This window comes from Polaromonas sp. P4_F6 (assembly GCF_056401275.1).
This window is the reverse complement of the sequence record NZ_JBFUJQ010000001.1, coordinates 1,045,343-1,071,778: the sequence shown is the minus strand read 5'-3', so window position 1 is coordinate 1,071,778 and position 26,436 is coordinate 1,045,343. Positions and strand designations below refer to the sequence as shown.

The following is a 26,436-nucleotide window of genomic DNA, read 5'->3' as shown; positions in this document are numbered from 1 at the left end:
GAATCAGCCCAGCAGGCGCGCCAGGGTCAGCAAGGCCAGCAGCACCATCCAGAGCACCACGGAGCGCCACACCAGCCCCACGATGCTGCGCAAGTGCGCGATTTCGGGTTCCCGGCCCGGCGTGGCCTCGGTGGCAATGCTGTCTTCCGAGTCCAGCCCGCCGGCCTGGAAGCCCTGGGAGGTGTTTGGCGAGAACGCGGCCTTGAGCGCCTCGCCGCCCAGGCGCACGTTCACGGCGCCGGAGGTGGCAGCCAGGATGATGCCGTCGTTGCGGTTCTCGGCGGCGGCCGGCGCATTGGCCGCAAAGCGCTGCGTGTAGTTGCGCCAGGCGTCGATGGCGTCCTCAAAACTGCCGACGACCGCAAAACCCAGCGAAGTCACGCGCGCCGGCACATAGTCGATCACGCCCCAGGCGCGGCTGGCGGCCAGCTGCAGCGCCATGCTGGCGCCCTCGCCCGCCGCGGCGGCGGTTTTACGCTTGTAAGCCCAGTAGCGCGAGACGAATTCGCTCATGCGGTAAAGCACCGCGCCCGCGGGGCCCAGGCCCAGCGCGGCCAGCACCGAAAACCAGGCCAGCACGCCGAATACATGGCGGTGGGCGGCCAGCACCGAATACTCGATGACGTGGCGCACGATTTCGCTGCGCGGCAGTTCGCTGGCGTCCACCTGGCGCCACTGCGCGAGCAGCTCGCGCGCCGTGGCCTCGTCGCCGTCGTCGAGCGCGTCGCGTATGTCGGTGAAGTAGTGGCTGAACTGGCGAAAACCCAGCGTGACGTAAAGAATCGCCACGCTCCAGGCAAAGGCCAGCACGACATTGATGCTCCAGAGCAGCCAGTGGATCAGCATGGTGACCAGCGCCGGCACGATGACGGCGACCGTCCAGGCGATCCAGCCGTGCTGGGGTTTGCCGGCGTCCAGGCTGCGGTTGGTCCAGCGCGCCCATCCGCGAAAGCCTGCATGAACCCAGTTGCCGCGGGCCAGCGGCCGGGCCTGTTCGATGATGAGTGCAAACAAAACGGCGAGAAAGCTCATGCATGAATCATAGCGGGCCCCCACGCTCCCCCACTTCGTGTGGGTCGCCGCCCCCCCGAGGGGGCCGCCCGCCTGCGGCCCGGCGAAGCCGGTTCCGCGGCTCATGCTGGCCTGAAATCCGGCCTCAGCAGCACCTCAGGCGCTTAAAAAACGGTAGAGATTGCGCAGCATGCCGGCTGTGGCGCCCCAGATGTAGCGCTCGCGGGCTTCGCTGCTGTCGCCTTCGACCGCAGGGTCGGAATACGGCATGGACAGCCATTGCCGGATAACGCCGTCGAACTCCATCTCGTGACGACGGTGGTGAGCGGGATTCATCAGGTAGCCCAATGGCACCTCGAACACGTCGGCGACCTCGCCGGGGTTGGGTTGCAGCGCGAAGCCGAGTTTCACGAGCGCCACCACCGGGGTGATGATGAAGGCCGTTCCCGTGACGTAGGTGGGCAAGGTGCCCAGCACCTCCACATGGCCGCGCGGCAGGCCGATTTCCTCGTGGGCTTCACGCAAGGCGGTGTCCACCGCATCGCGATCAGTGTCGTCGGTGCGGCCGCCCGGCAGGGCCACCTGGCCGGAATGCGTGGAGAGGTTGGTGGTGCGCTCGGTCAGCAGCAGGGTCACTTCGTCGCGCATGACCAGCGGCACCAGGACGGCCGCCAGTGCCGGCGTGCGGTCGGTGAATTTTTTCTCGACGCTGTGCTCGGGTGTCCAGACCGGCGGATGCCGGAAGCGCTCGCGCAGGGCCTGCGGCGACAGCCGCTCCAGCGGCACCCCCGCCAGGTGGTCGTCAATGCCCAGCACCGGGATGCTGCGCGGGTCAAACTTGGGCAGCGGCTTGGAGGAGTTCATGGAGCGCGTCGACGTGGGGCGGTGGGGTTGTTGGCTTGGGGCCCCGGGCATAAAAAAAGCCGCTCGGTGAGCGGCTTTTTTAAAGGGGCTGTTGGGGCTGCCCTGGGTCCGGCCGGGCCGGACCGGCAGATCAGGCGCCCAGCTTTTCCTTGATACGTGCGGATTTGCCGCTGCGGCTGCGCAGGTAGTACAGCTTGGCGCGACGCACATCACCGCGGCGCTTGACTTCAATCTTGGCGATCAGCGGGCTGTACACCTGGAAGGTGCGCTCGACGCCTTCGCCATTGGAGATCTTGCGGACGATGAAGCTGGAGTTCAGGCCGCGATTGCGCTTGGCAATCACCACGCCTTCAAAAGCCTGCACACGCTTGCGGTTGCCTTCAACCACGTTCACGCTCACGATGACGGTGTCGCCAGGGGCGTATGCGGGGATGGTCTTGTTGAGGCGGGAAATTTCTTCCTGCTCGAGGGTCTGGATCAGATTCATGATTTTTCCATCTAACTTTTTCGTTCATGCACGCGCTACGCTAAAGACCGCAAATCCATGGATTCACCCGAAGATGATTCAGATGGTTGCAGTGGCCGCCAGAGGATCGAAAAGCCTTTGATTATAGCAAGCCAGGGCTTTTCTCAAGCGTCCTTGTCGGGGTTTTCAAGCAGATCGGCCAGAAAAGCCTCGTCGCTTTCGCTCAAATGGCCACGCTCACGCGCTTTTTGCACCAATTCGGGGCGCTCGTGCTGCGTCAAAGCCAGCCGCCGCTCACGCCGCCAGCGCTCGATATGGGCGTGGTTTCCCGACATCAGGGTGGCCGGCACAGGCTGGCCGCGCCAGCTTTCGGGCCGCGTGTAGTGAGGGCAGTCGAGCAGCCCGTCCAGCGCCGGATTGAAGCTGTCGAGCTGGTGGCTGCCCTCGTCGTTGAGCACGCCGGGCTGCAGGCGGGCCACCGCGTCCAGCAGGGCCATGGCGGCGATTTCACCGCCCGACAGCACAAAGTCGCCCAGGCTGATTTGCAGGTCCACATGCGCCTGGATAAAGCGCTGGTCCAGCCCCTCGTAGCGGCCGCAGACCAGCACAGCGCCAGTGCTGGCCGACCAGCTTTCGACGCCGGCATGGTCAAGCACCTTGCCCACGGGGGAAAACAGTACCGTCGGCACCTTGGGCGCGCCGGCGGCGGCGCGATCGGCCTGTATGGCTTGAAGGCACAGCGTGAGCGGCTCGGCCATCATCACCATGCCCGGGCCGCCGCCAAAAGGCCGGTCGTCCACCCGGCGGTAATTGCCGTCGGCAAAATCGCGGGGATTCCAGAGCTTGACCTCCACCAGCCCCGATTCATAGGCACGGCGAGTGACGCCGCTGGCAAGGAAAGGCGCAAAAAGCTCGGGAAACAGGGTGATCAGGTCAAAGCGCATGGGAAGGCTATTTTGCGCGAGCCGGGCGCCCAGGGGAAATGGACCGGGAAAGGCCCCGAAATAGACCTCGGAAAGCGGCAGGCCTCAGTAGTCGGGCTGCCAGTCCACGGTAATGCATTTGCCGGCGATATCGACGGTGTCGACATAGACTGAAACAAAGGGAATCATGCGCTCGGCGGTGCCGCTGCTGCCGTCCTCCTGCTGGACGGGGTACTCGACGCACAGCACGGAATGCGGGCCGGTGGCCATCAGGTCGCGCACCAAGCCCAGGTCAATGCCTTCGCGGTTGACCACCTTCAGGCCGATCAGATCGACCCAGTAGTACTCGTCCTTGGAGGCGGCGGGAAAGCTGCTGCGCGGCAAAAAGATGCGGGCGCCGCGCAAGGCCTCGGCGGCGTTGCGGTCGTCCAGGCCGGCGAACTTGGCGACCACGGAATCGGAGTGAACCTTGGCCTCGTCCACGCTGAGCGTGACGGTGCCGGAAAACACGGTGAAACCCGGTCGGAATTTGGCGTCGGGCGCCTGCAAAAACCAGGATTTGGCCGCGAAAAGCGATTCCGGATCGGAGCTGTGCGGCAGGATTTTCACCCAGCCCTTGACGCCCCAGGCATCCAGGATGCGCCCGACTTCAACGGCGTCGTCCGGCAGGCTTGAAGGTGTCAAGCCCGCGGACGGCGAGAGGCCGGGCTGCATCGAAACTTGGATTAAAAGCTTCGGAGATCAGGCGGCCTTGGCGGCGCCTTGCTTGACCAGGCGCAGCACGGTCGGGGACGGCTGTGCGCCCACGCCGATCCAGTGGGTCAGGCGGTCTTGCGCAATGCGCAGGCCTTCTTCGCCACCGGTGGCGATCGGGTTGTAAAAACCGATGCGCTCGATGAAACGGCCGTCGCGGCGGACGCGCTTGTCAGCCACAACAATATTGAAAAAAGGACGGTGCTTGGAACCGCCGCGTGCAAGTCGAATGACGACCATGATTTATCCTTCGGGTGGTGGGGCTTACCGGTAAAGTAGTTACCCCAATGTTCTGCAGCGCTTGAGACACACGACATGGCCACCCGGCCAGCGAATTGCTGCAAAGCCTGAGATTATAGCCTGCCGGACGGTTTTACCGGAAATTCGCCCTTTCCCCCCGTCCTTCCCCCACCTTTCACCCGCCAAGCGCCTTCTCCATGCCCCTCATACGCCCCAGCCGCGACCAGGACATTCCCGCCATCACCGCCATTTACGGCCACCACGTGCTGCACGGCACGGGAACCTTTGAAACCGAGCCGCCCGGCGCGGCCGACATGGCGGCTCGCCGGGCCGACGTGCTGTCCAAGGGCCTGCCCTATCTGGTCGCCGAGCAGGACGGGGACATCGCCGGTTTTGCCTACGGCAACTGGTTCAAGCCGCGCCCGGCCTACCGTTTTTCGGTGGAAGATTCGATCTACCTGGCGCCCGGGCTGCACCGCAAAGGCCTGGGCCGCGCCCTGCTGGCCGAACTGCTGGCGCGCTTTGAAGCCGTGGGCATACGCAAGGCCATGGCCGTGATAGGCGACTCGGCAAATGCCGGCTCGGTGGGCGTGCACCGCGCACTCGGCTTCACCGAGGTCGGCACCGTCCGCTCCTGCGGATGGAAATTCGGCGCCTGGCGCGACATCGTCATCATGGAAAAAGTGCTGGGCGCCGGCGACACCCAGCCGCCACCCGAGCCGCCCGCCGCATAATCGCCGCATGCAAACCGCTACAGCGCCCTCCCCCAAAGCCCCGAAAAACAAAACCCTCGCCGCCTGGCTGGCCTTCATAGGCGGCCAGTTCGGCATCCACCGCCTTTACCTGTTCGGCCTGGGCGACGTCTGGGCCTGGCTGCATCCCATCGTCGCGGCGCTGGGCTGGTGGGGCGTGGAGCGTGTGCGGATGTACGGCCAGGACGACCACCTGGCCTGGGTGCTGATTCCCCTGCTGGGCTTCACCCTGGCCGGCACGGCGCTGACCGCGATTTACTACGGCCTGATGCCGACGGAAAAATGGAATGCGTTGCACAACGCAGCCGTGCCGGAAACCAAAGCCGGCAACACCAACTGGCTGACCATAGGCGCGGTGGTGTTCGCGCTGCTGTTCGGCACGATTTCACTGATGTCCAGCATCGTCTTCAGCTTCCAGCGCTACTTCGAATACCAGGTCGAAGAAGCGAAGAAAATCAGCCAGTAGATAGGGCCCCACGCTTTTCACTGCGTGTAATGCGCTGCCCCCCGAGGGGGCCGCTGCGCCTGCGGCCTGGCGAAGCCAGTTCCGCGGCCCCTGCTTGGTTAAGCGCCCCTCTCTCGCCAGGTGTGTTCGTTTGATCAGAACACCTGAAGACTGACCCAGTACGCGATCGCCGCCACAAACGCCGAAGCGGGGATGGTGAAAATCCAGGCCCAGACGATGTTGCCGGCCACGCCCCAGCGCACGGCCGAGGCGCGCTGCGTGGAGCCCACGCCCACGATGGCGCCGGTGATGGTGTGGGTGGTGGAAACGGGAATGCCCAGCGCCGTTGCCAGGAACAGCGTCAGCGCGCCGCCGGTTTCGGCGCAAAAGCCGCCCACGGGTTTGAGCTTGGTGATCTTCTGGCCCATGGTTTTGACGATGCGCCAGCCGCCGAACATGGTGCCGAAGCCGATGGCGATATAGCAGACGATGACCACCCAGATCGGCAAGTGTTCCGTGGTCGCCATCATCCAGACCGGCAGGCCCTGCACATTGCTGCTGGTCGCGGCGATCAGCAGCAGCCAGATGATGCCGGCCGTTTTCTGCGCGTCGTTGCCGCCATGGCCCAGGCTGTAAGCGCCGGCGGACACCAGCTGCAGCCGGCGAAACCACCGGTCTGCCTTCGACGGCGTCGTCCTGCGGCACACCCAGGCCACCGCCACCATCATCAGCGAACCCAGCAAAAAGCCCAGCAGGGGTGACACGAAAATAAAGGCCACCACCTTGAACACGCCCGAGGCGATCAGCGCGCTGGCGCCGGCCTTGGCGATCACCGCCCCGACGATGCCGCCAATCAGCGCATGCGAGGAGCTGCTGGGGATGCCGTAGAACCAGGTGACGATGTTCCAGGTGATCGCGCCCATCAGCGCGCCGAACACCACATGGGTGTCGACCACACCCGGCATCACGATGCCCTTGCCTATGGTCGCCGCCACGCTCAGATGGAAGATGAAATAGGCCAAGAAGTTGAAGAAGGCGGCGAACAGCACCGCCTGCCCCGGCTTGAGCACGCCCGTCGACACCACCGTGGCGATGGAATTGGCCGCGTCATGAAAGCCGTTCATGAAGTCGAAGGCGATGGCCAAAAAGACCAGCAGGAACACCACCCACAGGGCGGCCTGTACGGTTTGCATATTTATCTCAATGAGTTTTGGCTAGGGAAACGAATGCGCCGGGCCGCAGCGCCGGGCCGCCCCAAGCAAGGCCAACCCCCTCGGGGGGCAGCGAACTACGCGAAGCGAGGAGCGTGGGGGCTGCCATCTTCAGGAGTTCTCGAGGACGATGCCCTCGATCAGGTTGGCCACATCCTCGCACTTGTCGGTGATGGTTTCGAGCAGTTCGTACACCGCCTTGAGCTTGATGACCTCGCGCACGTCAGGCTCCTCGCGGAACAGCCGGCTCATGGCCGAGCGCATCACGCGGTCGGCGTCGGATTCGAGCTTGTCGATTTCCTCGCAGGTCTTGAGCGCGGCTTCGGCCGTCGCGGCATCGCTGACTTTTTCGATCAGCGCCACGGCGTCCTGCAGTCGTTCGCAGCATTTGACGCTGAGGTCGGTCAGCCGCACGATGTCTTCCGTCATGTGGCGCACGTCGTACAGCGCCATGGTCTCGGCCGAGTCCTGGATCAGGTCGGCGACGTCGTCCATGGTGTTGATGAGCTTGTGGATCTGCTCGCGGTCTATCGGCGTGATAAAGGTCCTGTGCAGCGCGCGGTTGACTTCATGCGTGATGCGGTCGGCGGCGCGCTCGGCGTGGTCGACTTCACGGTTGAAGGCCTCGCGCTTTTCCACGTCACTGTAGTTGGCGACCAGCTTGGAAAAAGCATGCGCCGCCTCCACGATGCGTTCGGCATGCTGGTTGAACATCTCGAAAAAATTGCCTTCGCGCGGCAGCAATTTGCCAAACAGCATGTCTATTCCTCAGGAAGTAAGTCAAAAATATGACGAAAGTGTAACGCCCCCACGTTCGTTCACTGCGTGTAACTCTCTGCCCCCCGAGGGGGCCGCCCGCCTGTGGCCCGGCAAAGCCGGTTCCACGGCTCATGCTGGGTTGAAGAACTGTGTGATCAGGCGGAGCGGAAGATGAAGTAGACGGCGCCCACCATGCAAAGCGCGGCCCACAGGTAATCGAGCTTGAGCGGCTCGTTCAGGTAGAACACCGCGAAGGGCACGAACACGCTGAGGGTGATGACCTCCTGCATGATCTTGAGCTGGCCCACGCTGAACTGGGTGAAGCCTATGCGGTTGCCGGGCACCTGCAGCAGGTATTCGAACAGGGCGATACCCCAGCTGATCAGCGCCGCGATATACCAGGGCGAGGTCGCGAGGTTTTTCAGGTGGCCGTACCAGGCGAAGGTCATAAAGACGTTGGATAGCAGCAGCAGGCCTATGGTCTGCGCCGACACGGGCAAGGACTGGAGGAATTGCATCAAAGGACTCCGGGACAGGCGTCAGCCGAAATGGCCGACCAAAATCAACACCACGGTCAGTGTGACCAGGGCCAGCGCGGTGGACACCACCACGCTGGCGGTGATCAGCTCTTCGGCGACCTTGTAGCGCTGGGAAAACAAAAACACATTGGCGCCTATCGGCAGGGCCGAGGCCACCACCATCACCGACATGGGCACGCCGCCCACGCCCAGCAGGCGGCACAGGCAGAACACCAGCAGCGGGTGCAGCAGATTCTTCACCCCGGCCAGCGCCAGCGCCTGGCGCCAGTGCTCGCCCACGCGCGTGTTGGCCAGGGTCACGCCGACCAGCACCAGCGCCAGCGGGCCGAAGGCGCCGGCCATGAGCTCCAGCGGCTTGTCGACGACGGCGGGAATCGTGAAACCGGTCTGCGCGAACAGCAGGCCGGCGATGATGGGCAGCGGCACCGGGTGCAGCAGCGCGTTTTTCACGGCCATCATCACGGTGGCCACCGGGTGGCGCGGCGCGCTGGTCACCTCGTCGCTGGCGCCCAGCTTTTGTTCATGGGCCACCGCGAGCTCCAGCACCACCGTGGCGCTGGTCAGCAGCACCAGCGAGTGCACGGACACCAGCGTAAACAGCGTCACCAGCCCCTCGGGCCCGTACATCAGGCCTATCAGCGCGATGCCAATCATCACGGTGTTGGAGAAGGTGTTGGCCAACGCCAGCACGGCCGCGCGGCGGTTAAAGCCCTGCACCAGCAGGGTGCCGCCGAAGAGCACGATGACCGCCAGGAAATAAGCCAGCACCGGCTTGAAATCAAGCTGCTCGACACGCACCCGGCTCATGGTGCGAAACAGCAGCGCCGGCGTGAGCAGCAGAAAAATCAGGTTGGACAGGTCCTTGATGGCATTCGCCCTGATCCATTGCGCCCGGCCGGCGAAAAAACCCGCGGCAATCAACAGCACAACCGGGAAAAGGGACTCAAAGACCAGCGAATTCATTGCCGCAATCTTAGCTTGCCGTACCTGGCCCCCCGCTCCCGGCTGTCGCTTAAAACGCCAGCTGCATGCCCACCTTGAGGCTGCGCCCCGGCAGCGGCGCCTTCGGGAACGCCGTAGTCGTCAGCACCGAAGCCGCGCTGTAGGCCAGCTGGTTGGTCAGGTTGTCGACCTTGGCATACCAGAGGATGTTGCTGGCGCCGGCCTTCATGCGGTAGGTGGCGGCCAGGTTCCACAGCGTGTAGGCCGGGGTCGCGCGCTGGCCGTCGGCCACGCGGTTTTGCGCCATGGAATGGTCAAAGCCTATGCTGCTGCCCCAGGGCCCGCTGGCCCAGATGAGGCTGGCGCCCACACGCGCCGGCGCGATGCGCGGCAGCGGCTGGCCGTTGCTGAGGTTGGTGGCGCGCACCACATCGCCGCGCAGCGCCAGATCCACGCTGGAGGCGCCTTCGAGCAGGCGGATGTTGCCGCTGGCTTCCAGGCCCACAAAACGCGCGCGCACGCCGGTGTAGGCGAACTCCGGCAGCAGCTTGTTGTCCGGGTCGTTGTCGTCCACGCCGTCGCCGTCCAGGTCGGCCGGGTTCAGCGCGCCGTCTTCCTGCCCGTATTGGTTGCCCGTGGCCAGCAGGCCTATGTAGTTCTTGAAGCGGTGCACATAGGCATTGGCGCTGAAGCTGTTGGCGCCCGACTTCCAGCTGGCACCCACGTCCAGGCTGGTCGATTTTTCCTTGCCCAGGGTGGGATCGCCGGTTTCCCAGGCCCTGGTCGCCACGTGCGGGCCCTGGGCGAAGAGTTCATAGTCTTTGGGCGCGCGTTCGGTGTAGGCCAGGTTGCTGGTCAGCTGCCAGCCCGGCGCCGCATTCCACAAGGCGCCCAGCGCATAGCTGTGCGGTGTGAAGTCGCGCGTCAAAGGCGCAAAGCGCGCCACCAGCGGGTTGCCCAGCGACTCCACTTTCACCGACTCCAGCCGCCCGCCAAAACTCAGCTTGCCCCAGCTCGTGGCGTATTCCTCATAAGCGAACACGGCGTTCTGCGCGGTCTTGCTGTAGGGCGCAAAGGCCTCGGCGCCGTCGGCGGAAAAACGGTTGTTCTCGGACTGGAAGCCGACCAGGCCTTCGAGATTGCCGATGCGCGCATGACGCGCCTCCAGCCGCACATCGCTGCCCTTGTTCTTGAACACCGTGCCCGGATTGGGGCCTTCGAACTCGGTGTGCTGGTAGTCTGTGTGGCTCAGCTGGCCTTTCACACTGCGGATAAAGCCGCCCAGGTCGCGCAGCTCACCTTCCAGCGCCACGCGGTTCGATTTCATGTCAATCGTCACGTCATCCTCGGCCACCGTGCCGTAGTTGCTGCGGTAGGTGCTGACTGACGCGCCCAGGTAGCCATGGTCAAAAAACACCGAGCCACCGGCCGCGCCGCCATGCACCTTGCTGTCGGAGTTGCAGATGCGATTGGTGAGGGTGTTCACGCCGCCCTTGCCGCAGGCCAGGTCGGTGGGCACCTTCACATCGCCGGTTTCGCGGTTGAACACATCCACATGCAGGGCATAACGGTTGTTGCCGCCTTCGAGCAGCACGCCGCTGCTTTTTTCGCGGTTGCCGCTGGCCAGGCCCAGGTCGACCTTGCCGCCCACGCCGCCTTTTTCATCAAACAGCGGCTCGCGCGGGATGCGGTTGTCGATCACATTGACCACGCCGCCCACAGCGCTGCCGCCGTAAAGCAAGGCGCCGGGGCCGCGCAGCACCTCGACGCGCTCTATGCTGATCGGGTCGCTGGTGACGGCATGGTCGTAGCTCAGGCTGGAGGCATCCAGCGTCGCGCCGCCGTTGCCCAGGATGCGGATGCGGTCGCCGTCCAGGCCGCGGATGATGGGCCGGCTGGCGTTGGGCCCGAAGTAGGTGCTGCTCACGCCGGGCACGCCGTCCAGCGTTTCGCCCAGCGTGGTTTTGCTGCGCAGCAGCAGCCCGGTGCCCGAGTACTGCGCGGCCGGCGCGATCAGGTCCGATGCGCCCAGCGGGTTGCCGGTGACGGTGACGGTGACTTCCTTGAGGCTGGGGGCGGTGGCTTGGGCACTCGCCAGGCCGCAAGAAAGCGTTGCCGCAGCGCAGAGCGCGCGGCTGATAAAAGGTGGTTTCATGGTGACTCGCTGAATCGGGAAAACAAAAAGGCAAAGCTGCGCCCAGCCAGGCTGGCCGGCGCGAAGCTACTGGAGGGGAATTTCAGCGAGTGGAAGGCGGGCCGCGCGCGTCAAACAGCGCCGCCCAGCGGGCGAGCGCTTCGCCGCGGGAGATATCAAAAGCCAGGCTGGAAAGCACCAGCGGCAAACTCAGCATGGGCAGCGCAGGCGCCGCCTGGCCGTGGCTGGCCTGGTCGAACAGGCGGCAGTCGGAATCGCCGTCATGCGAGGCAAACAGCGAGGCCAGCCAGCCGCCCTCACCCTCAGCCGGCTCTTCGGCATGCGCCAGCGCGGCGTGTTCAGGGTGGTGGCTGTCCTGGTGCGAGTGCAAATGCGAATGTGAATGCAGATGCGCCTGCGGGCCATGCACCACGCCGTGCATCAGCCCCAGCAGTTGCGCGAGTAAAAGCGAGGCGGCCAGCAGCCAGGCCAGGGCCCCGGCGGAACCTGAACTCCGGCGTTTATTTGACGCTGGTGGCATCCGTGATGCGGTAGTAGAGGCCGTAGGCGTCGTCGTTCAAGACCAGGAAACGCCCTTCCACCACCACCGGCTCCATGCTGTACTTCACCGGCGTCTTGGTCTTGACCTCGACCATGCTCTCGGGCCCGCCCGGCAGGCAGAAAGCGCAGGTCAACGGCACCGAGGACAGCAGGAAATGTTTTTGTTTTTCGCCCGGATCCAGCGGCATCATGAAACCCTGGATACGCTGGGTTTTCTGGTTCAGCGCCATCTGGTCCAGGGTGAAGACCGGCAGGATGCGGTTTTTCTCGTTTTTGGTTTTCACCGCCGTCAGCACCGACCAGGGGACCACATCGCCGCGGGCCGAAAGCGGCGGAAACGGGCTGTTGGCGCCATGCACGCCCGCACCCTGGCCCACCGGCAGGTCAAAGCCCGGCGCCGCGGCAGCGGCCGGCTTGGCGCCGCCCGCCACCGGCGAAGACAGGGTTTGCGCCTGCAGGGCCACGGCCGTGAGGGACAAGCCGCAGGCCAGCAAAGCGTGGCTCAGGCAATTGCGAAGGATGGGGTTCATGCGGGACTCCTGCAGGTGTGGCACCGGTTCAGGCCTGGGCGGTTCGCCGGGCTCAGTGAACGTGCTTCATGCCGCAGTATTTGCCGACGGCCAGCCCTTTGCAAGCGGCTTGCAGTTCTTTTTCGCAAACCTCGTCTTTTTTACCCGACTCCAGGCACTTGGCCGCGGCTTCGTGGGCGGCGGCCATGGCGCGGTGGCGCTGGATGTCTTCCTTGGTTTCCTTGTCGCTGTGCTGCGCGTAGGCCAGCGAAAAGGTAGCGCTCAGGGCCAGCGCGGCCACGCCGCCCAGGACGGGCGAGAACTTGAGGAATTGCTGGACGAAACGAAGGCTTGGCATAAAAGTTACCTTGATTGGAGAAGTTCAAACACACTGACCCGGTAGGCCTCCCAGGCGGGCAGCAGCGCGGACGCCAGCGCCACCCCCAGGGCCAGTACCGGCACGCTTACCAGTTCGACCGGCCAGGACACGGCGCCGATCAACACGGATTTTTCGAGCTGAAGCGCCCAGCCCAGCAAGGCTGTCAGCCCCTGGCCCGCCAGCACGCCCAGCACCGTGGCCAGCAAGGCCAGCCACAAGGCTTCGCACAGCAGCAGGCCGGCCACCTTGCCCGGCGGCGCGCCCAGCATGCGCAGCAGCGCCAGGTCGGCCCGGCGCTCGCGCACCGCGCCCCAGAGCGCGATAAACACGCTCAGGCCCGCCGTGAGCAGCAGCACGCCGGCCAGCGCGCGCAGCACGTCGGTGCCCACGCCCACCATGCTCAAAAGGCGCGTGATCTCCAGCGCCGGCGCGGCGGCCTGCATCTCGGTGCTGCTGTTGATGTAGCGCGGGAAGGTCACCGCCGCCAGCGGCGTCTTGTACTGGATCAGCGCCAGCGTGATTTCGCGGTCTTCCTCCAGCACCTTGCGGTCGTCATCGTCCAGCGCGGTGTCGGTCTCATGCACCTGCCAGACCGACTCGGTGGCCGTCAGCACCAGGCGGTCCAGCACCGTGCGGCTGGGTGCCAGCACACCGGACACCACATAGGGGCTGAGCTTGTGCTCCTCGCCCCCGCCGCCCAGGCCGTGCGTGCCGGTGAAGCTGTCGCCCACTTTCAGGCCGGTCTGCCGCGCCACCTGCGCGCCTATCACCGCCTGCATGGGCTTGGCCCACAGCGTGCCCTCGGCCAGCTGCGCGTCGTAGTGGCTGATGTAGTCGGGCGTGGTGCCCACGATCCGAAAGCCGCGGAAGCTGTCGCCCAGGCTGATCGGAATGATCTTGGCGACCTGGGGGTGTTTTTCGAGTTCCTTCACCGCGGCCAGCGGCACATTGCCGGTCGGCACATCGAGGTGGAAAACCCCCGAGAGAATCAGCTGCATGGGGCTGCCCTTGGCGCCCACCACCACGTCGATGCCGGCCAGGTCGCGGTCAAAAGCCTGGTTGATCTGGTGGCCGACCAGCAGCAGGAAGGTGATGGAAGCCAGCCCCAGCGTGAGCAGCAGCAGGTTGAGCGCCGCGGCCAGTGGGCGCGACCACAGGTAACGCCAGGCGAAAACAATGGTCTTCATGGCTGGCGGCGCCCCAGTTGCAAGGCCTTGAGGCCTTTTTCGTCTTTGAAAAACCCGGCCACGCGGGTGTCATGCGTGGCAATCACCAGCGTCGCACCCTGCCGCTGCGCCGTGGCCCGCAGCAAGTCCAGCGACGCCGCGGCGGCCTCGTCGTCCAGGCTGGCCGTGGGCTCGTCCGCGAGGATGACGCGCGGCTTGAGCAGCACCGCGCGCGCCAGCGCCACGCGCTGCGCCTGGCCGCCCGAAAGCTGCGCCGGCTTGCGCTGCGCCAGCGCCTGCACATCCAGCGCGGCCAACGCTTCGGCGATGCGGGCCTCGTCAGCCGGCCGGCCCGCGGCCCACTGCGCCATGGCCAGGTTGCCATGCACCGTGAGCGCGGCGCTCAAATGCAGTTTTTGCGGCAGAAAGCCTATGGTGGCGGCGCGCCAGGCATCGCCCGCGACCTTGCCCAGCGCCTTCATGGCCTGGCCCGCCACCGTGATCTCGCCGCCAGCGGGCGCCAGCAAACCGGCGGCCAGCGCCAGCCAGGTCGACTTGCCCGAACCCGACGCGCCGCGCAGCAGCAGCACGCCGCCCTGGGCCACCTCCACGTCCTCGAAGCGCAGTTCGGGGCCGCCGGCGTAGCGGTAAACCAGCTCGCGTGTACTGATCATGAAGAGGCCGCGCCCGGTGCGGTGCTCGCGCAGTCGGCGCACACGCCGCGCACCGCGAAATCCATGCTCATGCCCTGGTAGCCCAGGGCCTTGAGCGCCTGCAGCGCGGTCTGCGCGGCGCGCTCCAGGTCGTTGGCATTGGCCTTTAGAGCCCCCGAAAACGCGCCGTCCAGCGGGCTGTCGCGGTGGCAGCTCTGGCATTCAAAGTGCGGGATCGCATGCACGCTGCTGGGCATGGCCTGGTAGCGCCGCACGCGATTGGCGTCGACCCGGCACAGCAGCAGCCCCACCTGCGTGAGCCGGTCTATCAGACGGTACAAGGTGACGCGGTCCAGCGCCACTTCGGCGTCGCCAGCCAGCGCCGCCTGCAACTGCGCATGGGTGTAGCTGGTGTCGGGATGCGCCAGCAGCCAGCCCAGCACCCGGCGCGCCGCCGCGGTACGGCGCAGGCCATGGGCGGAAAGCAAAGTGTCTATGGGATCGGCCGGACGGTCGGTCATGGGGTGTGTAGTGCTACGGATTTCAATTAACGCAATCGAGTTGCATTATTACCGCAATTACGCCCTTTCCAACCCCTGCTTTGTGTAAAGCAGCCGAAACGGGCTCAGGTTTCAGGCCGCGTATCCGGCCAAGCCACAGCCCGTTTCGCCGCAGGCCTGCCCTTGCCGCTGGCTGTGGCCAGCCCGCCGAACAGCGCGATCAAGACCAGCCAGCCCAACATCACATCCCAGAAATGCTTGAGCAGGAAATAAGGCGCCAGCAAGGTGGTGAACCAGTAGCTCAGCGGCCCAAAGCGCTCGCTGACCGCACCGCCGCCACCGTAACCGCAGCGTATGGCCGGATTGTCAAACCCGGCCGATGAGCAGCCGGCCCACTGCAGCACCTTGGCCGAGGTGAACATGCTCACGACAGGCGTGCCGAAGGCCAGGACAAACAGGGCCAGGCCAACGAGCAGCGCCAGGAACAGGGTTTTGCAAACAGCGTGCATGCGTTTTTAAGATTGCTTTTTCGCCGGATTGTTGTGCTGCATCGCGCGATGCCTGACCACGATGGAAGCTAATGTATACCGCCAACGGCGGCACAAGCCGGCGCTGCGCTATAACCTCGTATGAGCGCGGCACGCCCGGCGCTCCCCCCATTCACCTCACGGTAACACCCATGTCCCCCAAACACCCCACCCACCTGCGCGCCCACACCTACCACGGCCTGGCCCCCGGCCCGCGGCTGCTGGTCACCGGCGCCGTGCACGGCAACGAAACCTGCGGCACGCGCGCCATCACGCAGCTGCTGGAAGAAATCGACGGCGGTGCGCTGGCCATAGAACGCGGCACCGTGACTTTTGTGCCGGTGACCAACCCGCTGGCCTACAGCCTCAAGCAGCGCATGGGCGAGCGCAACCTCAACCGCAACATGGCGCCCAGCGCGATCCCGCAGGATTTCGAGGACCGCATCGCCAATGTGCTGTGCCCGCTGCTGGACGCGCACGACGTGCTGCTGGATTTGCACTCCTTCCACACCGGCGGCGCGCCCTTTGTCATGATCGGCCCGCAGAACAACCACGGTCCGCTGGAGCCCTTTTCCCATGCAGCCGAGGAAATGCAGCTGGCGCTGCACACCGGGCCGCACCGCATCGTCGAAGGCTGGCTGGAGACCTATGCGCGCGGCGTGAAGCGGCGCACGGCCTCGGCCGAGGCCGGCAGCGGCAGCCGCGCGCAAAGCCTGGTGACCGACCCGAACTACGGCGTAGGCACGACCGAGTACATGCGCTCGCGCGGCGGCTACGGCGTGACGCTGGAATGCGGCCAGCATGAAGACCCGCAGGCGGTGCTGGTGGCGCGCTACGCGATCCTGCAGACCCTGGGTTTGCTGGGCCTGATCGCGCAGCCCGCCGCGCCGGTTCCCATGGCGCGCGAAATCCTGCGCCTGGTCGACGTCATGGACCGCGAGCATGAGGGTGACAGCTTCACCCGCGAATGGCGCAGCTTTGACGCGGTGAAGGCCGGCGAGGCCATAGGCACGCGGCATGGCGGCGAAGCCGTCACCGCGCCGGCCGACGGCTTTGTGGTGTTTCCGAATCCGCGCGGCGAAGTCGGCCAGGAGTGGTTTTACTTCGCGCAGCGGCGCCAGTAAGAATCCTGAAAAAACATATCCGCAGATTACGCAGATTTACACAGATTTAAAACGGGAAAGTTTGTAGCCGAGGGCTGAAACTGATCTTCATTCAGTCGCCTTACTCCGGGCAAGCGCCTTACATCATGATTTGTCTTTATCTGCGCAAATCTGCGTAATCTGCGGATAGTCATCTGCGGATAAACAGCGCTAGATTCAGTCCTTCACCCGCGAGGCAAAAGTCTTGCGGAATTTCTCGACCTTGGGGCCGACCACAAAGGCGCAATAACCCTGGTTGGGGTTGTTCTCGAAATAGTCCTGGTGGTAGGCCTCGGCCGGCCAGTAGTTTTCCACCGGCAGCACCTCGGTGACGATGGGCTTGCCGAAAAGCTTGTCCTGGCTGGCCTGGCGTATGAAGTCGTCTATGACTTCCTTCTGCTCGGGCGTCGAGTAATAAATGCCGCTGCGGTACTGCGTGCCGGCGTCATTGCCCTGGCGGTTCAGGCTGGTCGGGTCGTGGATCACGAAGAAGATCTCGAGGATCTCCTTGAGCGTGATCTCGGCCGGATCGTAAGTCAACTTGACCACCTCGTTGCTGCCGGTGCGGCCGGTGCAGACTTCCTCGTAGCTGGGCCGCGCGGCCTGGCCATTGCTGTAGCCCGATTCGACGTCGGTGACGCCGCGCACCTTGACGTAGACCGCCTCTGTGCACCAGAAGCAGCCGCCGCCCAGGGTGATGGTTTGAAGGGATGAGGACATGGCTATCTCCGCTGAAAACCGTTGGTCGTGAAATGAGCGGAAATCTTACGCCGCGGGCCGCGCAAGCGCCGTGGCCGCCGCGCTTGCCCTTGCCCGGCAGGGGCTCAATCGCGGCGGCGCGGGCCCTTGCTGCGGTGCATGGGGCCGACGGCGCGGCGCATCAGCCGCAGCAGCACCAGCGCCATAACGGCACCGGTGACGGCCAGGCCCAGCGAGCCCATGCTGAACACCGTGTCGTTGGTCTTGCCGTGGCTCAGGATGGCGGCCACGAAGTCACCGCCTATGTAGGCGCCGAACACGCCGACACCGAGGTTTTCGAGGATAAGGATTTTTTCGCGGGTGCCCGCGAGCAGGCAGGCGGCACCGCCGAAAAGGGCACCCACCACACACCAGATATACGGGTTGATGCCGTTCTCCTGAAGACTATGAACTGCCCCATGGTCGCAGTTTTGCGCCCCCAGCGGTGGACATACTTTCCGCAAGGTCTTTCTCTTTCTTCTGGAGCCGCTCACAAAACCCAGCGAAGCGGTCCTGGCTAGGCGCGCCGCCGCAGACAGTGCTTAGGGCCTGTGAGCCCTGTGTTTGCAAGATGCGTTGCGAGTCAAAAAGGCCTTGAGCAAGGCGCAAAACGCAGGCGGGGTGAGCCCCGTCAAGGCTTTGCAACGCCGCGCAAGGCCCTTTTGATCGCAACCCGAAGGGAATGGGGTGAAAACGGCGCCACTCCGCGTTGCGCTCCTCACCCAGACTCCCGGTCTGGGATTCGTCGCACGCCTTGATTGGCGCCGTTTTCACCCCATTCGCATTTGCAAACACAGGGCTCACAGGCCCTGGCACGGCAAGGCGGCGCAACAACGCCAGGAGGGTTTTGTGAGTGGCTCAGGCCGGCGCAATCGCGCGCACCGCCTTGACAAAAGCCGCCAGCGCCTGGTGGTCGCGCGCGGTTTTCCAGAGGCAATGCGTGTCGTAGGGCGTGGTGGCCGCATCCAGCGGCACAAAAGCCGCGCCGGCCATGGCCGACTGCCGCAAGGCCGCCGGCACCAGGGCCACGCCCATGCCTTGCGACACCAGCGACACCACGCTGAGCCAATGCCGCAGTTCGTAGCGCATCTCGGGGTAAAAGCCGGCTTCGGTGCAGATCGCCAGGATGCGCTCGTGGTAATCGGGCGAGACCGCGCGCGACACCACCGCAAAGGGCTGGCCCTGCAGGGCCGAAAGCGACAGCGAGCGCTTGCGCGCCAATGCATGGCCGGCGGGCAGGCAGCAGACCAAAGCCTGGCTGGACACCAGGATTTGCGAGAGCTCGGGCGGCACGCGCGTGGTGTGCACAAAACCCAGGTCCAGCCGGTCGTGCGCCAGCTCCACCAGTTGCTCGCTGGAGCTGAGCTCCTTGAGCGTGAGCCGCAGCAAAGGGTGTTCGGCCTGGAAGCGCTCCAGGATGGCGGGCAGGCCGCTGTAAAGCATGGTGCCCGAAAAGCCTATGGCCAGGCTGCCGGCCATCCCTTGGCCCACATCGCGCGCGTGGCCGGCCGCCTGCGCGGCCTGGTCCAGCAGGGCGCGTGCCGCCGGCACAAAGGCCTGGCCCGCAGCCGTCAGGTTGACCTGCTTGCTGCTGCGGGTGAACAGCTTCGCGCCTATGGAGGCCTCCAGCTGCTGGATATTGAGCGACAACGGCGGCTGCGAAATCGACAGGCGCCGGGCGGCGCGGCCGAAGTGCAGTTCCTCGGCCAGGACCAGGAAATAGCGGAGGTGGCGGAATTCCATGAATATGTTTTTTATATCATTGAATCAATAATTGATATTAGACAACTATTCATGCTTGTCAAACAATCACGCATGGCCGCCGGTGCCCCGAGCCGCGCCCCTACACTGCAAACCAAGCCCCCTCCCCCTCTTCCCCTTTTCCGGAGACACACACCATGAAAACCACCTTCAACTGGCAAGACCCGTTTTTCTTCATGGAGCAGCTCAGCGAGGACGAACGCGCCATCGCCGACGCGGCGCATGCCTTCTGCCAGGAAAAGCTGCAGCCCCGCGTGCTGATGGCGGCGCGCCACGAAAAATTCGACCGCGAGATCATGAACGAGGCGGGCGCCATGGGTTTCCTGGGCTCCACGATTGAAGGCTACGGCTGCGCCGGCCTCAACTATGTGAGCTACGGCCTGGTGGCGCGCGAGGTCGAGCGCGTGGACAGCGGCTACCGCAGCGCCATCAGCGTGCAAAGCTCGCTGGTCATGCACCCCATCAACGCCTACGGCAGCGAGGCGCAGAAGCAGAAATACCTGCCCAAGCTGGCCACCGGCGAATGGGTGGGCTGCTTCGGCCTGACCGAGCCCAACCACGGCTCAGACCCGGCCAGCATGCTGACGCGCGCCAAGCCTGTCGACGGCGGCTTTATCCTCAAGGGCGCCAAGATGTGGATCACCAACAGCCCCATCGCCGACGTCTTCATCGTCTGGGCCAAGCTGCAGGATCCGGACGGCAAGGTCGGCGGCCAGGAAAGCATTCGCGGCTTTGTGCTGGAAAAAGGCATGAAGGGCCTGACCGCGCCCAAGATCGAGGGCAAGATGAGCTTGCGCGCGTCGATCACCGGCGAGATCGTCATGGACGACGTGTTTGTGCCCGAAGCCAACCTGCTGCCCAATGTGAGCGGCTTGAAGGGCCCCTTCGGCTGCCTCAACAAGGCGCGTTACGGCATCGCCTGGGGCGCCCTGGGCGCGGCCGAGGACTGCTGGTTCCGCGCCCGCCAGTACACCCTGGACCGCCAGCAGTTCGGCCGCCCGCTGGCGCAGAACCAGCTGATCCAGAAAAAGCTGGCCGACATGCAGACCGAAATCACGCTGGGCCTGCAGGCCTGCCTGCGCGTGGGCCGGCTCATGGACGAAGACAAGGCCGTGCCCGAAATGATTTCGCTGATCAAGCGCAACAGCTGCGGCAAGTCGCTGGACATCGCCCGCATGGCGCGCGACATGCACGGCGGCAACGGCATCCATGACGAGTACCACGTGATCCGCCACATGATCAACCTGGAAACCGTCAACACCTATGAAGGCACGCACGACGTGCATGCCCTGATCCTGGGCCGCGCGCAGACCGGCCTGCAGGCCTTCTATTAAGAAGCGCTTTTTCTTCCTGTAGCCGGCCATGGACCCAGGCGCGCTCAAGCCCGTGCTGGCCGCCCTGGCGCTGCCGCCGGTCTCGCTGCTGCTGCTGGCCTTGCTGGGCCTGCTGCTGGCCGGGTGCCACAAAAAAAGAAGCGGGCTCGCGCTGGCGACCATTTCCGTGCTGCTGCTGGCGCTGCTCAGCTGCCACGGTACGGCGGTGTGGCTGGCGCGCACGGCCTTGCCGCAATTCGCGCCGCTGGACATGGCCGAGCTCAAGGCCCGCCAGGTGCAGGCCATCGTCATCCTGGGCGGCGACGTGCTGCCCGTGGCGCCCGAATACGGCCACAGCCAGCCGAGCGCCGCCACCGCGGCACGGCTGCGCTACGGCGCCTGGCTGGCCCGGCAGTCCGGCTTGCCGCTGGCTTTTACCGGCGGCCTGGGCTGGGCGGCCCACAGCAGCCAAACCGAATCGGAGGCCGAAGTCGCCGCCCGCGTGCTGCAGCAGGACTACGGCCTGGCGCTGCGCTGGCGTGAATCGCAGTCGCGCGACACGGCGGGCAATGCGCGCCTGATGGCGCCGCTGCTGCGCCAGGCCGGCGTCCAGCGCATCGCGCTGGTGACCCATGCCTGGCACATGCCGCGAGCAATGCTGGCCTTTGAGCAGGCCGGCCTGGCCGTCACGCCCGCCCCCATGGGCTATGTGCTGCCGGCGCAAAGCGAGCTGCTCGAATGGCTGCCCTCCGCCCAGGGCCTGCAGGCCTCGCGCCAGGTGCTGCGCGAGTGGCTGGGGCTGGCCGTTGGGCGTTTTCGGCCCGCTTGAGCCCGGGAGCTGCCACCTCGTGTGGCGCCAAAGCCGCGCCCACCAAGGCTTTACCGCGGGTTTACCTTTGAGTCCAGGCGCCCCGGCGACACTCAATACTTTGGGTTGACGGTCGGAAAGTAAGCAGATATATTACTAACCAGTCAGTCAGTAACTATGTCTCTTTCCAAACTTTTCCACGACAACACAGCGGTCGCCGCCAAGCGCGAGCGCCGCAAGGAAGCGCGCCCGGGCGAGCTCCTGGATGCCGCATTGGACCTTTTTGTGGAAAAAGGCTTTGCCGCCACCCGCGCCGAGGAAGTCGCCGCCCGCGCGGGCGTCTCCAAAGGCACCTTGTTCCTCTATTTCCAGAGCAAGGAAGAGCTGTTCAAGGCCGTGGTGCGCGAGAACATCTCGGGCCGCTTCACCGAGTGGCGCGCCGAGCTGGAAACCTTTGAAGGCACCACTTCCGAATTGCTGGCCTACTGCATGAACAGCTGGTGGGAACGCGTGGGCCTGACGCGCGCCTCGGGCCTGACCAAGCTCATGATGAGCGAGGCCAAGAACTTCCCCGACATCGCGGCCTTCTACCAGCAGGAAGTCATCATGCCGGGCCACGGCCTGATCCGCAGCATCCTGCAGCGCGGCATGGACCGCGGCGAGTTCCGCCCCATGAACCTGGACTACGCCGTCTATGTCGTGATCGCCCCCATGATTTTCCTGATCCTGTCCAGGCACTCCGGCGGCGTGTGTTTAAGCAGCGAGATTGACCTGGATCCCCAAAAATACATCGCCTTCCAGGTGGAAACCATCCTGAACGGCATCTCCGCGCCGGCCGTTGCCGCCGTGGCCAACAGGAAGGCCGCATGAAGCGCTGGGCCAAGTGGGCGGTCGCCGGCCTCATCGTGTTGCTCATCGCGGGCGGTGTGCTGCGCGCGCTGGGCGCGCGCAAGGCCCAGCAGCAGGCGCTGGCCGCCAGCAGCGCGGCCGGCAAGGACATGGGCCTGGTGGAACTGGCCGCCACCGACGTGGCCAAGGCCCAGGTGCGCGAGCTCGTGCAGGGCCTGCCCGTCTCCGGCTCGCTCAAGGCCGTCAACTCCGCCGTCATCAAGGCCCGGGTCGCCGGCGAGCTGCAGGGGCTGGCGGTGCGCGAGGGCGATGTGGTCAAGGCCGGCCAGGTGATCGCGCGCATAGACGCCGCCGAATACCAGTCGCGCGTGCGCCAGGCCCGCGAGCAGGCCGAATCCGCCAAAGCCCAGGTCGACGTGGTGCAGCGCCAGTACGACAACAACAAGGCGCTGGTCGACCAGGGCTTTATTTCCAAGACCGCGCTGGACACCTCGCTGGCCAACCTCAACGCCGCGCAGTCCACCTACAAGGCCGCGCTGGCCGCGACCGACGTAGCCGCCAAATCGCTGGACGACACGGTGCTCAAGGCGCCTATCTCCGGCCAGGTGTCGCAGCGCCTGGCGCAGCCCGGCGAGCGTGTGGGCATAGACACCAAAATCGTCGAAATCGTCGACCTGAGCCGGCTCGAACTCGAGGCCACGCTGAGCGCCACCGACTCCATGGAAGTGCGCGTGGGCCAGAGCGCCCAGCTGCAGATTGAAGGCAGCCGCCAGCCCGTGACGGCCGTGGTCGCGCGCATCAACCCCAGCGCGCAGGCAGGCAGCCGCAGCGTGCTGGCCTACCTGAACATTGACAACCCGGGCGTTACCGGAACTCCAGGCGAAGCCGGCACCCCGCCGCTGCGCCAGGGCCTGTTCGCCCAGGGCACGCTGGGCACGGCGCGCGCCTCGCTGCTGGCGCTGCCCGTCAGCGCCGTGCGCACCGACAAGCCCGCGCCCTATGTGCAGGCGGTGGAGAACGGCGTGGTGGTACACAAGACCGTCGAGCTGGGCGCGCGCGGCGCCGCCGGCGGCGACAGCGTGGTGGCCATCAAAGGCCTGGAAGAAGGCGCGCTCGTCGTTCGCGGCGAGATAGGCGCGCTGCGCGAAGGCACCAAAGTCCGCTTCACGCAACTGCCCTCCGCGCAGCCCGCCGCCAGCACGCCCGCCAAACCGGCGCCCTGAGGCTTCACGCGCATGTGGTTCACGCAGGTCAGCCTCAAGAATCCCGTGTTCGCCACCATGGTCATGCTGGCCATCGTGGTGCTGGGGCTGTTCTCCTACCAGCGCATGCAGGTCGACCAGTTTCCCAACATCGACTTCCCGGTGGTGGTGATCACCGCCGAATACCCGGGCGCCTCGCCCGAGATCGTTGAAAGCGAAGTCACCAAGAAGATAGAGGAAGGCGTCAACTCCATCGCCGGCATCAACGCGCTGACCTCGCGCAGCTACGAAGGCCAGTCCGTGGTCATCATGGAGTTCCAGCTCTATATCGACGGGCGCCGCGCCGCCGAAGACGTGCGCGAAAAAATCGCGGCCATACGGCCCAGCTTTCGCGACGAGGTCAAGGAGCCGCGCGTGCTGCGCTTCGACCCGGCCAGCCGCGCGATCTGGTCGGTGGCTGTGCTGCCGCAGTCCGGCAAGGGCAAGGCCATGGACGCGGTGGAGCTGACCAACTGGGCCGACCAGGTGCTGAAAAAACGCCTGGAGAACGTGCGCGGCGCGGGCTCGGTCACCCTGGTGGGCGGCACCAAACGCGAGATCAACGTCTACCTCAATCCGCAGGCCATGGAGTCGCTGGGCATCACCGCCGACCAGGTGGTCAATGCCGTGCGCAACGAAAACCAGGACCTGCCGGTGGGCGCCATACGCTCGCTGCAGCAGGAGCGCGTCGTCAAGATAGACGCGCGCATGAAGCGGCCCGAGGACTTCGGCAAGATCATCGTCGCGCGCAAGGGCACGGCCGGCGGAGCGGCCGCGGCGGTCACCGTCGACCAGGTGGCCCGCATCGCCGACGGCGCGCAGGAGCTCGACAGCCTGGCGCTCTACAACGGCCAGCGCACCCTGCTGCTGACGGTGCAAAAAGCCCAGGACGAAAACACCATTGCCGTGGTCGACGGCCTGAACAAGGCCGTGGCCGAGCTGCAGCCGCTGCTGCCGCCTGGCGCGCGGCTGGAGCTCATCACCGACGGCTCGCGGCCCATACGCGTGGCCGTCGAGAACGTGCGCCGCACGCTGATCGAAGGCGCGCTGCTGACGGTGCTCATCGTCTTCCTGTTTCTCAATTCCTGGCGCTCCACGGTGATCACCGGGCTGACGCTGCCGATCTCCATCATCGGCACCTTTTTGTTCATGAATCTGTTCGGCTTCACCATCAACATGATCACGCTGATGGCGCTGTCGCTGTGCGTGGGCCTGTTGATCGACGACGCCATTGTGGTGCGCGAAAACATCGTGCGCCACGTGCAGATGGGCAAGTCACCCTACCAGGCCTCGCTGGACGGCACCCAGGAAATCGGCCTGGCCGTGCTGGCCACGACCTTCTCCATCGTGGCGGTGTTCCTGCCCATCGGTTTTATGGGCGGCATCATCGGCAAGTTCTTCCACGAGTTCGGCGTGACCATCGTGGCGGCGGTGCTGATATCCATGTTTGTGAGCTTCACGCTGGACCCCATGCTCTCCAGCGTCTGGCACGACCCGGCGATTGAAGCGCACGGACGGCAGGGTGCGCCCGTCACTTTCTACGACAAGACCATAGGCCGCGTCACCGGCTGGTTCGACCGCGCCACCGAATCCCTGAGCGACAGCTACCAGGGCATACTGCGCTGGTCGCTGGGCCACAAGCTGGCCACGCTGGCGCTGGCGGTGCTGATTTTTGTCACCAGCATCTTCATGGTGCCGCTGCTGGGCACCGAGTTCGTGCCCAAGGCCGACTTCTCCGAGACCACGCTGAATTTCTACACACCGGTGGGCTCTTCGCTGGAAAACACCGAGGCCAAGGCGCGCCAGGTTGAGGCCATCGTGCGCGAGTTCCCGGAAGTGAAATACACGCTGGCCACGCTCAACACCGGCAATGCCCAGGGCAAGATGTACGCCAGCGTCTATGTGCGCCTGGTGGACCGCAAGGCGCGCACGCGCAGCGTCGACGAGATGTCGGGCGTGCTGCGCGAGCGGCTCAAGCAGGTGCCCGGCATCACGGTCACGCACGTCGGCCTGCTCGATTCGGTGGGCGGCAACAAGCAGGTGGAGTTTTCCCTGCAGGGCAGCGACCTCAAGGAACTCGAGCGGCTCACCCGCGCCATCAGCGACAAGATACGGGGCATCCCCGGCCTGGTGGACCTGGACTCCAGCGTCAAGGCCGACAAACCGGTGATCGAGGTCGACGTGCGGCGCGACGCGGCCTCCGACCTGGGCCTGTCGGTGTCGCAGATCGCCGCCTCACTGCGCACCCTGGTGGCCGGCCAGACGGTGGGCAACTGGCGCGCGCCCGACGACCAGACCTACGACGTCAATGTGCGCCTGGCGCCCGGCGCCCGCACCGCGCCGCAGGACCTGGAGCGCCTGCCCTTCATGAGCAGCACCATGGGCAGCAATGCCGACGGCTCCTCGCGCGTGGTGCGGCTCAACCAGGTGGCGACCGTGAAGGAGTCCACCGGGCCCAACCAGATCAACCGCCGCGACATGGCGCGCGAGGTCGCCATCAACGCCAACGTCTACAAGCGCTCGGCCGGCGAGGTCTCCAACGACATCAAGGCCGTGCTCGACGACTTCAACTTCCCGCCCGGCTACCGCTACCAGTTCAGCGGCTCCACCAAGAACATGGCCGAGTCCTTCGGCTACGCGGTCTCCGCGCTGGTCATGGCGATTTTGTTCATCTACATGATCCTGGCCAGCCAGTTCAAGAGCTTTTTGCAGCCCATGGCGCTGATGACCTCGCTGCCGCTGACCCTGATCGGCGTGGTGCTGGCGCTGCTGCTGTTCCGCTCCACGCTGTCGATGTTCTCCATCATCGGCGTGGTGATGCTGATGGGCCTGGTCACCAAAAACGCCATCCTGCTGGTCGACTTCGCGATCCGCATGCGCGCCGACCGGCTGGACGTGGACGGCCACCGCGTGCCCGGCATGGAACGCGGCGAGGCCCTGCTGCACGCCGCCAAGGTCCGGCTGCGCCCCATCCTGATGACCACGCTGGCCATGATCTTCGGCATGGTGCCGCTGGCCTTTGCCCTGACCGAGGGCTCGGAGCAGCGCGCCCCCATGGGCCAGGCCGTCATAGGCGGCGTCATCACCTCCTCGCTGCTGACCCTGGTGGTGGTGCCCGTGACCTATTGCTACCTGGACGACCTGGGCCAATGGTTCAAGCGCAAGTTCGGCCGCAAAACCCGGCACGCCGCCACCCCTGAAACACCGCCCGCCCAACCCGCGCCTGTCATGGCCGGCCGCTAAAATCAAA

At 65.3% G+C, this 26,436-nt stretch carries 29 protein-coding genes; 8 read left to right on the top strand and 21 right to left on the bottom strand.

From position 1 onward, the window contains the following. Nucleotides 1-3 precede the first annotated feature (3 nt). From AC1DUN_RS05140 to rpsP, 6 genes are all read right to left on the bottom strand, one after another. Nucleotides 4-1,032 carry a CobD/CbiB family protein gene (locus AC1DUN_RS05140; RefSeq protein WP_477712997.1) on the bottom strand — a complete coding sequence of 343 codons (1,029 nt, stop codon included), beginning with the start codon at nt 1,030-1,032 and terminating at the stop codon, nt 4-6. Nucleotides 1,033-1,167: 135 nt separating this feature from the next. Continuing rightward, complete coding sequence (locus AC1DUN_RS05135) at nt 1,168-1,875, bottom strand: CoA pyrophosphatase (protein ID WP_477712996.1); 708 nt, start codon at nt 1,873-1,875, stop codon at nt 1,168-1,170. A 130-nt stretch (nt 1,876-2,005) separates the two neighbouring features. Next, nucleotides 2,006-2,362, bottom strand: coding sequence for a 50S ribosomal protein L19 (gene rplS, locus AC1DUN_RS05130; protein ID WP_074575637.1), 357 nt, complete (start codon nt 2,360-2,362; stop codon nt 2,006-2,008). A gap of 143 nt (nt 2,363-2,505) precedes the next feature. Beyond that, nucleotides 2,506-3,285 (bottom strand): tRNA (guanosine(37)-N1)-methyltransferase TrmD, encoded by a 780-nt coding sequence (gene trmD, locus AC1DUN_RS05125; protein ID WP_477712995.1) that lies wholly within the window; start codon nt 3,283-3,285, stop codon nt 2,506-2,508. An 84-nt stretch (nt 3,286-3,369) separates the two neighbouring features. Continuing rightward, a complete protein-coding gene (rimM, locus tag AC1DUN_RS05120; RefSeq protein ID WP_477712994.1) occupies nt 3,370-3,978 on the bottom strand; it encodes a ribosome maturation factor RimM in 609 nt (202 codons plus the stop codon). Between the two features lie 27 nt (nt 3,979-4,005). Then, a complete protein-coding gene (rpsP, locus tag AC1DUN_RS05115; RefSeq protein WP_007865872.1) occupies nt 4,006-4,257 on the bottom strand; it encodes a 30S ribosomal protein S16 in 252 nt (83 codons plus the stop codon). Between the two features lie 197 nt (nt 4,258-4,454). Between rpsP and AC1DUN_RS05110 the strand changes: the two genes are divergently transcribed. Continuing rightward, on the top strand, nt 4,455-4,991 hold the full coding sequence (locus AC1DUN_RS05110; protein WP_477712993.1) for an N-acetyltransferase family protein: 537 nt from the start codon (nt 4,455-4,457) through the stop codon (nt 4,989-4,991). A 7-nt stretch (nt 4,992-4,998) separates the two neighbouring features. Next, nucleotides 4,999-5,475, top strand: coding sequence for a TM2 domain-containing protein (locus AC1DUN_RS05105; RefSeq protein WP_477712992.1), 477 nt, complete (start codon nt 4,999-5,001; stop codon nt 5,473-5,475). 134 nt (nt 5,476-5,609) lie between these two features. Here AC1DUN_RS05105 and AC1DUN_RS05100 read toward each other — a convergent pair whose 3' ends face one another. From AC1DUN_RS05100 to AC1DUN_RS05045, 12 genes are all read right to left on the bottom strand, one after another. Continuing rightward, the gene (locus tag AC1DUN_RS05100; RefSeq protein ID WP_477712991.1) at nt 5,610-6,647 is read right to left on the bottom strand and encodes an inorganic phosphate transporter; all 1,038 of its coding nucleotides are present in this window, start codon (nt 6,645-6,647) and stop codon (nt 5,610-5,612) included. 129 nt (nt 6,648-6,776) lie between these two features. Further along, nucleotides 6,777-7,424, bottom strand: coding sequence for a DUF47 domain-containing protein (locus AC1DUN_RS05095; protein WP_007865883.1), 648 nt, complete (start codon nt 7,422-7,424; stop codon nt 6,777-6,779). Nucleotides 7,425-7,579: 155 nt separating this feature from the next. Then, the gene (locus AC1DUN_RS05090) at nt 7,580-7,942 is read right to left on the bottom strand and encodes a DMT family protein (RefSeq protein ID WP_457279960.1); all 363 of its coding nucleotides are present in this window, start codon (nt 7,940-7,942) and stop codon (nt 7,580-7,582) included. A 21-nt stretch (nt 7,943-7,963) separates the two neighbouring features. Continuing rightward, nucleotides 7,964-8,926, bottom strand: a complete 963-nt coding sequence (locus AC1DUN_RS05085) for an AEC family transporter (RefSeq protein ID WP_477712990.1) — start codon at nt 8,924-8,926, stop codon at nt 7,964-7,966. A gap of 49 nt (nt 8,927-8,975) precedes the next feature. Further along, nucleotides 8,976-11,060 (bottom strand): TonB-dependent receptor, encoded by a 2,085-nt coding sequence (locus AC1DUN_RS05080; RefSeq protein WP_477712989.1) that lies wholly within the window; start codon nt 11,058-11,060, stop codon nt 8,976-8,978. A gap of 82 nt (nt 11,061-11,142) precedes the next feature. After that, nucleotides 11,143-11,580, bottom strand: coding sequence for a hypothetical protein (locus AC1DUN_RS05075; protein WP_477712988.1), 438 nt, complete (start codon nt 11,578-11,580; stop codon nt 11,143-11,145). Then, complete coding sequence (locus tag AC1DUN_RS05070; protein WP_477712987.1) at nt 11,561-12,130, bottom strand: DUF3299 domain-containing protein; 570 nt, start codon at nt 12,128-12,130, stop codon at nt 11,561-11,563. Before AC1DUN_RS05070 ends, AC1DUN_RS05075 begins: the two co-directional genes overlap by 20 nt. A gap of 52 nt (nt 12,131-12,182) precedes the next feature. After that, complete coding sequence (locus AC1DUN_RS05065) at nt 12,183-12,467, bottom strand: hypothetical protein (RefSeq protein ID WP_477660657.1); 285 nt, start codon at nt 12,465-12,467, stop codon at nt 12,183-12,185. A 5-nt stretch (nt 12,468-12,472) separates the two neighbouring features. Beyond that, nucleotides 12,473-13,675, bottom strand: coding sequence for an ABC transporter permease (locus AC1DUN_RS05060; RefSeq protein ID WP_477712986.1), 1,203 nt, complete (start codon nt 13,673-13,675; stop codon nt 12,473-12,475). Then, nucleotides 13,672-14,328 (bottom strand): ABC transporter ATP-binding protein, encoded by a 657-nt coding sequence (locus AC1DUN_RS05055; protein ID WP_477712985.1) that lies wholly within the window; start codon nt 14,326-14,328, stop codon nt 13,672-13,674. Before AC1DUN_RS05055 ends, AC1DUN_RS05060 begins: the two co-directional genes overlap by 4 nt. Then, a complete protein-coding gene (locus AC1DUN_RS05050) occupies nt 14,325-14,828 on the bottom strand; it encodes a Fur family transcriptional regulator (RefSeq protein WP_477712984.1) in 504 nt (167 codons plus the stop codon). Before AC1DUN_RS05050 ends, AC1DUN_RS05055 begins: the two co-directional genes overlap by 4 nt. A 104-nt stretch (nt 14,829-14,932) precedes the next feature. Then, on the bottom strand, nt 14,933-15,316 hold the full coding sequence (locus AC1DUN_RS05045) for a hypothetical protein (protein WP_477712983.1): 384 nt from the start codon (nt 15,314-15,316) through the stop codon (nt 14,933-14,935). A gap of 170 nt (nt 15,317-15,486) precedes the next feature. Here AC1DUN_RS05045 and AC1DUN_RS05040 point away from each other — a divergent pair, with 170 nt between their 5' ends. Next, nucleotides 15,487-16,458, top strand: coding sequence for a M14 family metallopeptidase (locus tag AC1DUN_RS05040; RefSeq protein WP_477712982.1), 972 nt, complete (start codon nt 15,487-15,489; stop codon nt 16,456-16,458). 195 nt (nt 16,459-16,653) lie between these two features. On the opposite strand, the gene msrA is transcribed toward AC1DUN_RS05040, so the two are convergent. The 3 genes from msrA to AC1DUN_RS05025 form a co-directional block, all read right to left on the bottom strand. Continuing rightward, nucleotides 16,654-17,196, bottom strand: a complete 543-nt coding sequence (msrA, locus tag AC1DUN_RS05035; RefSeq protein WP_074575653.1) for a peptide-methionine (S)-S-oxide reductase MsrA — start codon at nt 17,194-17,196, stop codon at nt 16,654-16,656. A gap of 104 nt (nt 17,197-17,300) precedes the next feature. Further along, nucleotides 17,301-17,678, bottom strand: coding sequence for a GlsB/YeaQ/YmgE family stress response membrane protein (locus AC1DUN_RS05030; RefSeq protein WP_477712981.1), 378 nt, complete (start codon nt 17,676-17,678; stop codon nt 17,301-17,303). 394 nt (nt 17,679-18,072) lie between these two features. After that, nucleotides 18,073-18,957, bottom strand: a complete 885-nt coding sequence (locus tag AC1DUN_RS05025; protein ID WP_477712980.1) for a LysR family transcriptional regulator — start codon at nt 18,955-18,957, stop codon at nt 18,073-18,075. A gap of 155 nt (nt 18,958-19,112) precedes the next feature. On the opposite strand from AC1DUN_RS05025, the gene AC1DUN_RS05020 reads away from it, so the two are divergent. The 5 genes from AC1DUN_RS05020 to AC1DUN_RS05000 all read left to right on the top strand — a co-directional run bounded on the left by AC1DUN_RS05020 (nt 19,113) and on the right by AC1DUN_RS05000 (nt 26,429). Continuing rightward, nucleotides 19,113-20,309 (top strand): acyl-CoA dehydrogenase, encoded by a 1,197-nt coding sequence (locus AC1DUN_RS05020; protein WP_477712979.1) that lies wholly within the window; start codon nt 19,113-19,115, stop codon nt 20,307-20,309. A gap of 28 nt (nt 20,310-20,337) precedes the next feature. Beyond that, nucleotides 20,338-21,117, top strand: coding sequence for a YdcF family protein (locus AC1DUN_RS05015; RefSeq protein WP_477712978.1), 780 nt, complete (start codon nt 20,338-20,340; stop codon nt 21,115-21,117). Nucleotides 21,118-21,273: 156 nt separating this feature from the next. Next, a complete protein-coding gene (locus AC1DUN_RS05010) occupies nt 21,274-21,966 on the top strand; it encodes a TetR/AcrR family transcriptional regulator (protein WP_074575658.1) in 693 nt (230 codons plus the stop codon). Then, nucleotides 21,963-23,168 carry an efflux RND transporter periplasmic adaptor subunit gene (locus AC1DUN_RS05005; protein ID WP_477712977.1) on the top strand — a complete coding sequence of 402 codons (1,206 nt, stop codon included), beginning with the start codon at nt 21,963-21,965 and terminating at the stop codon, nt 23,166-23,168. Before AC1DUN_RS05010 ends, AC1DUN_RS05005 begins: the two co-directional genes overlap by 4 nt. Before the next feature lie 12 nt (nt 23,169-23,180). Next, nucleotides 23,181-26,429 carry an efflux RND transporter permease subunit gene (locus AC1DUN_RS05000; RefSeq protein WP_477712976.1) on the top strand — a complete coding sequence of 1,083 codons (3,249 nt, stop codon included), beginning with the start codon at nt 23,181-23,183 and terminating at the stop codon, nt 26,427-26,429. Nucleotides 26,430-26,436 lie beyond the last annotated feature (7 nt).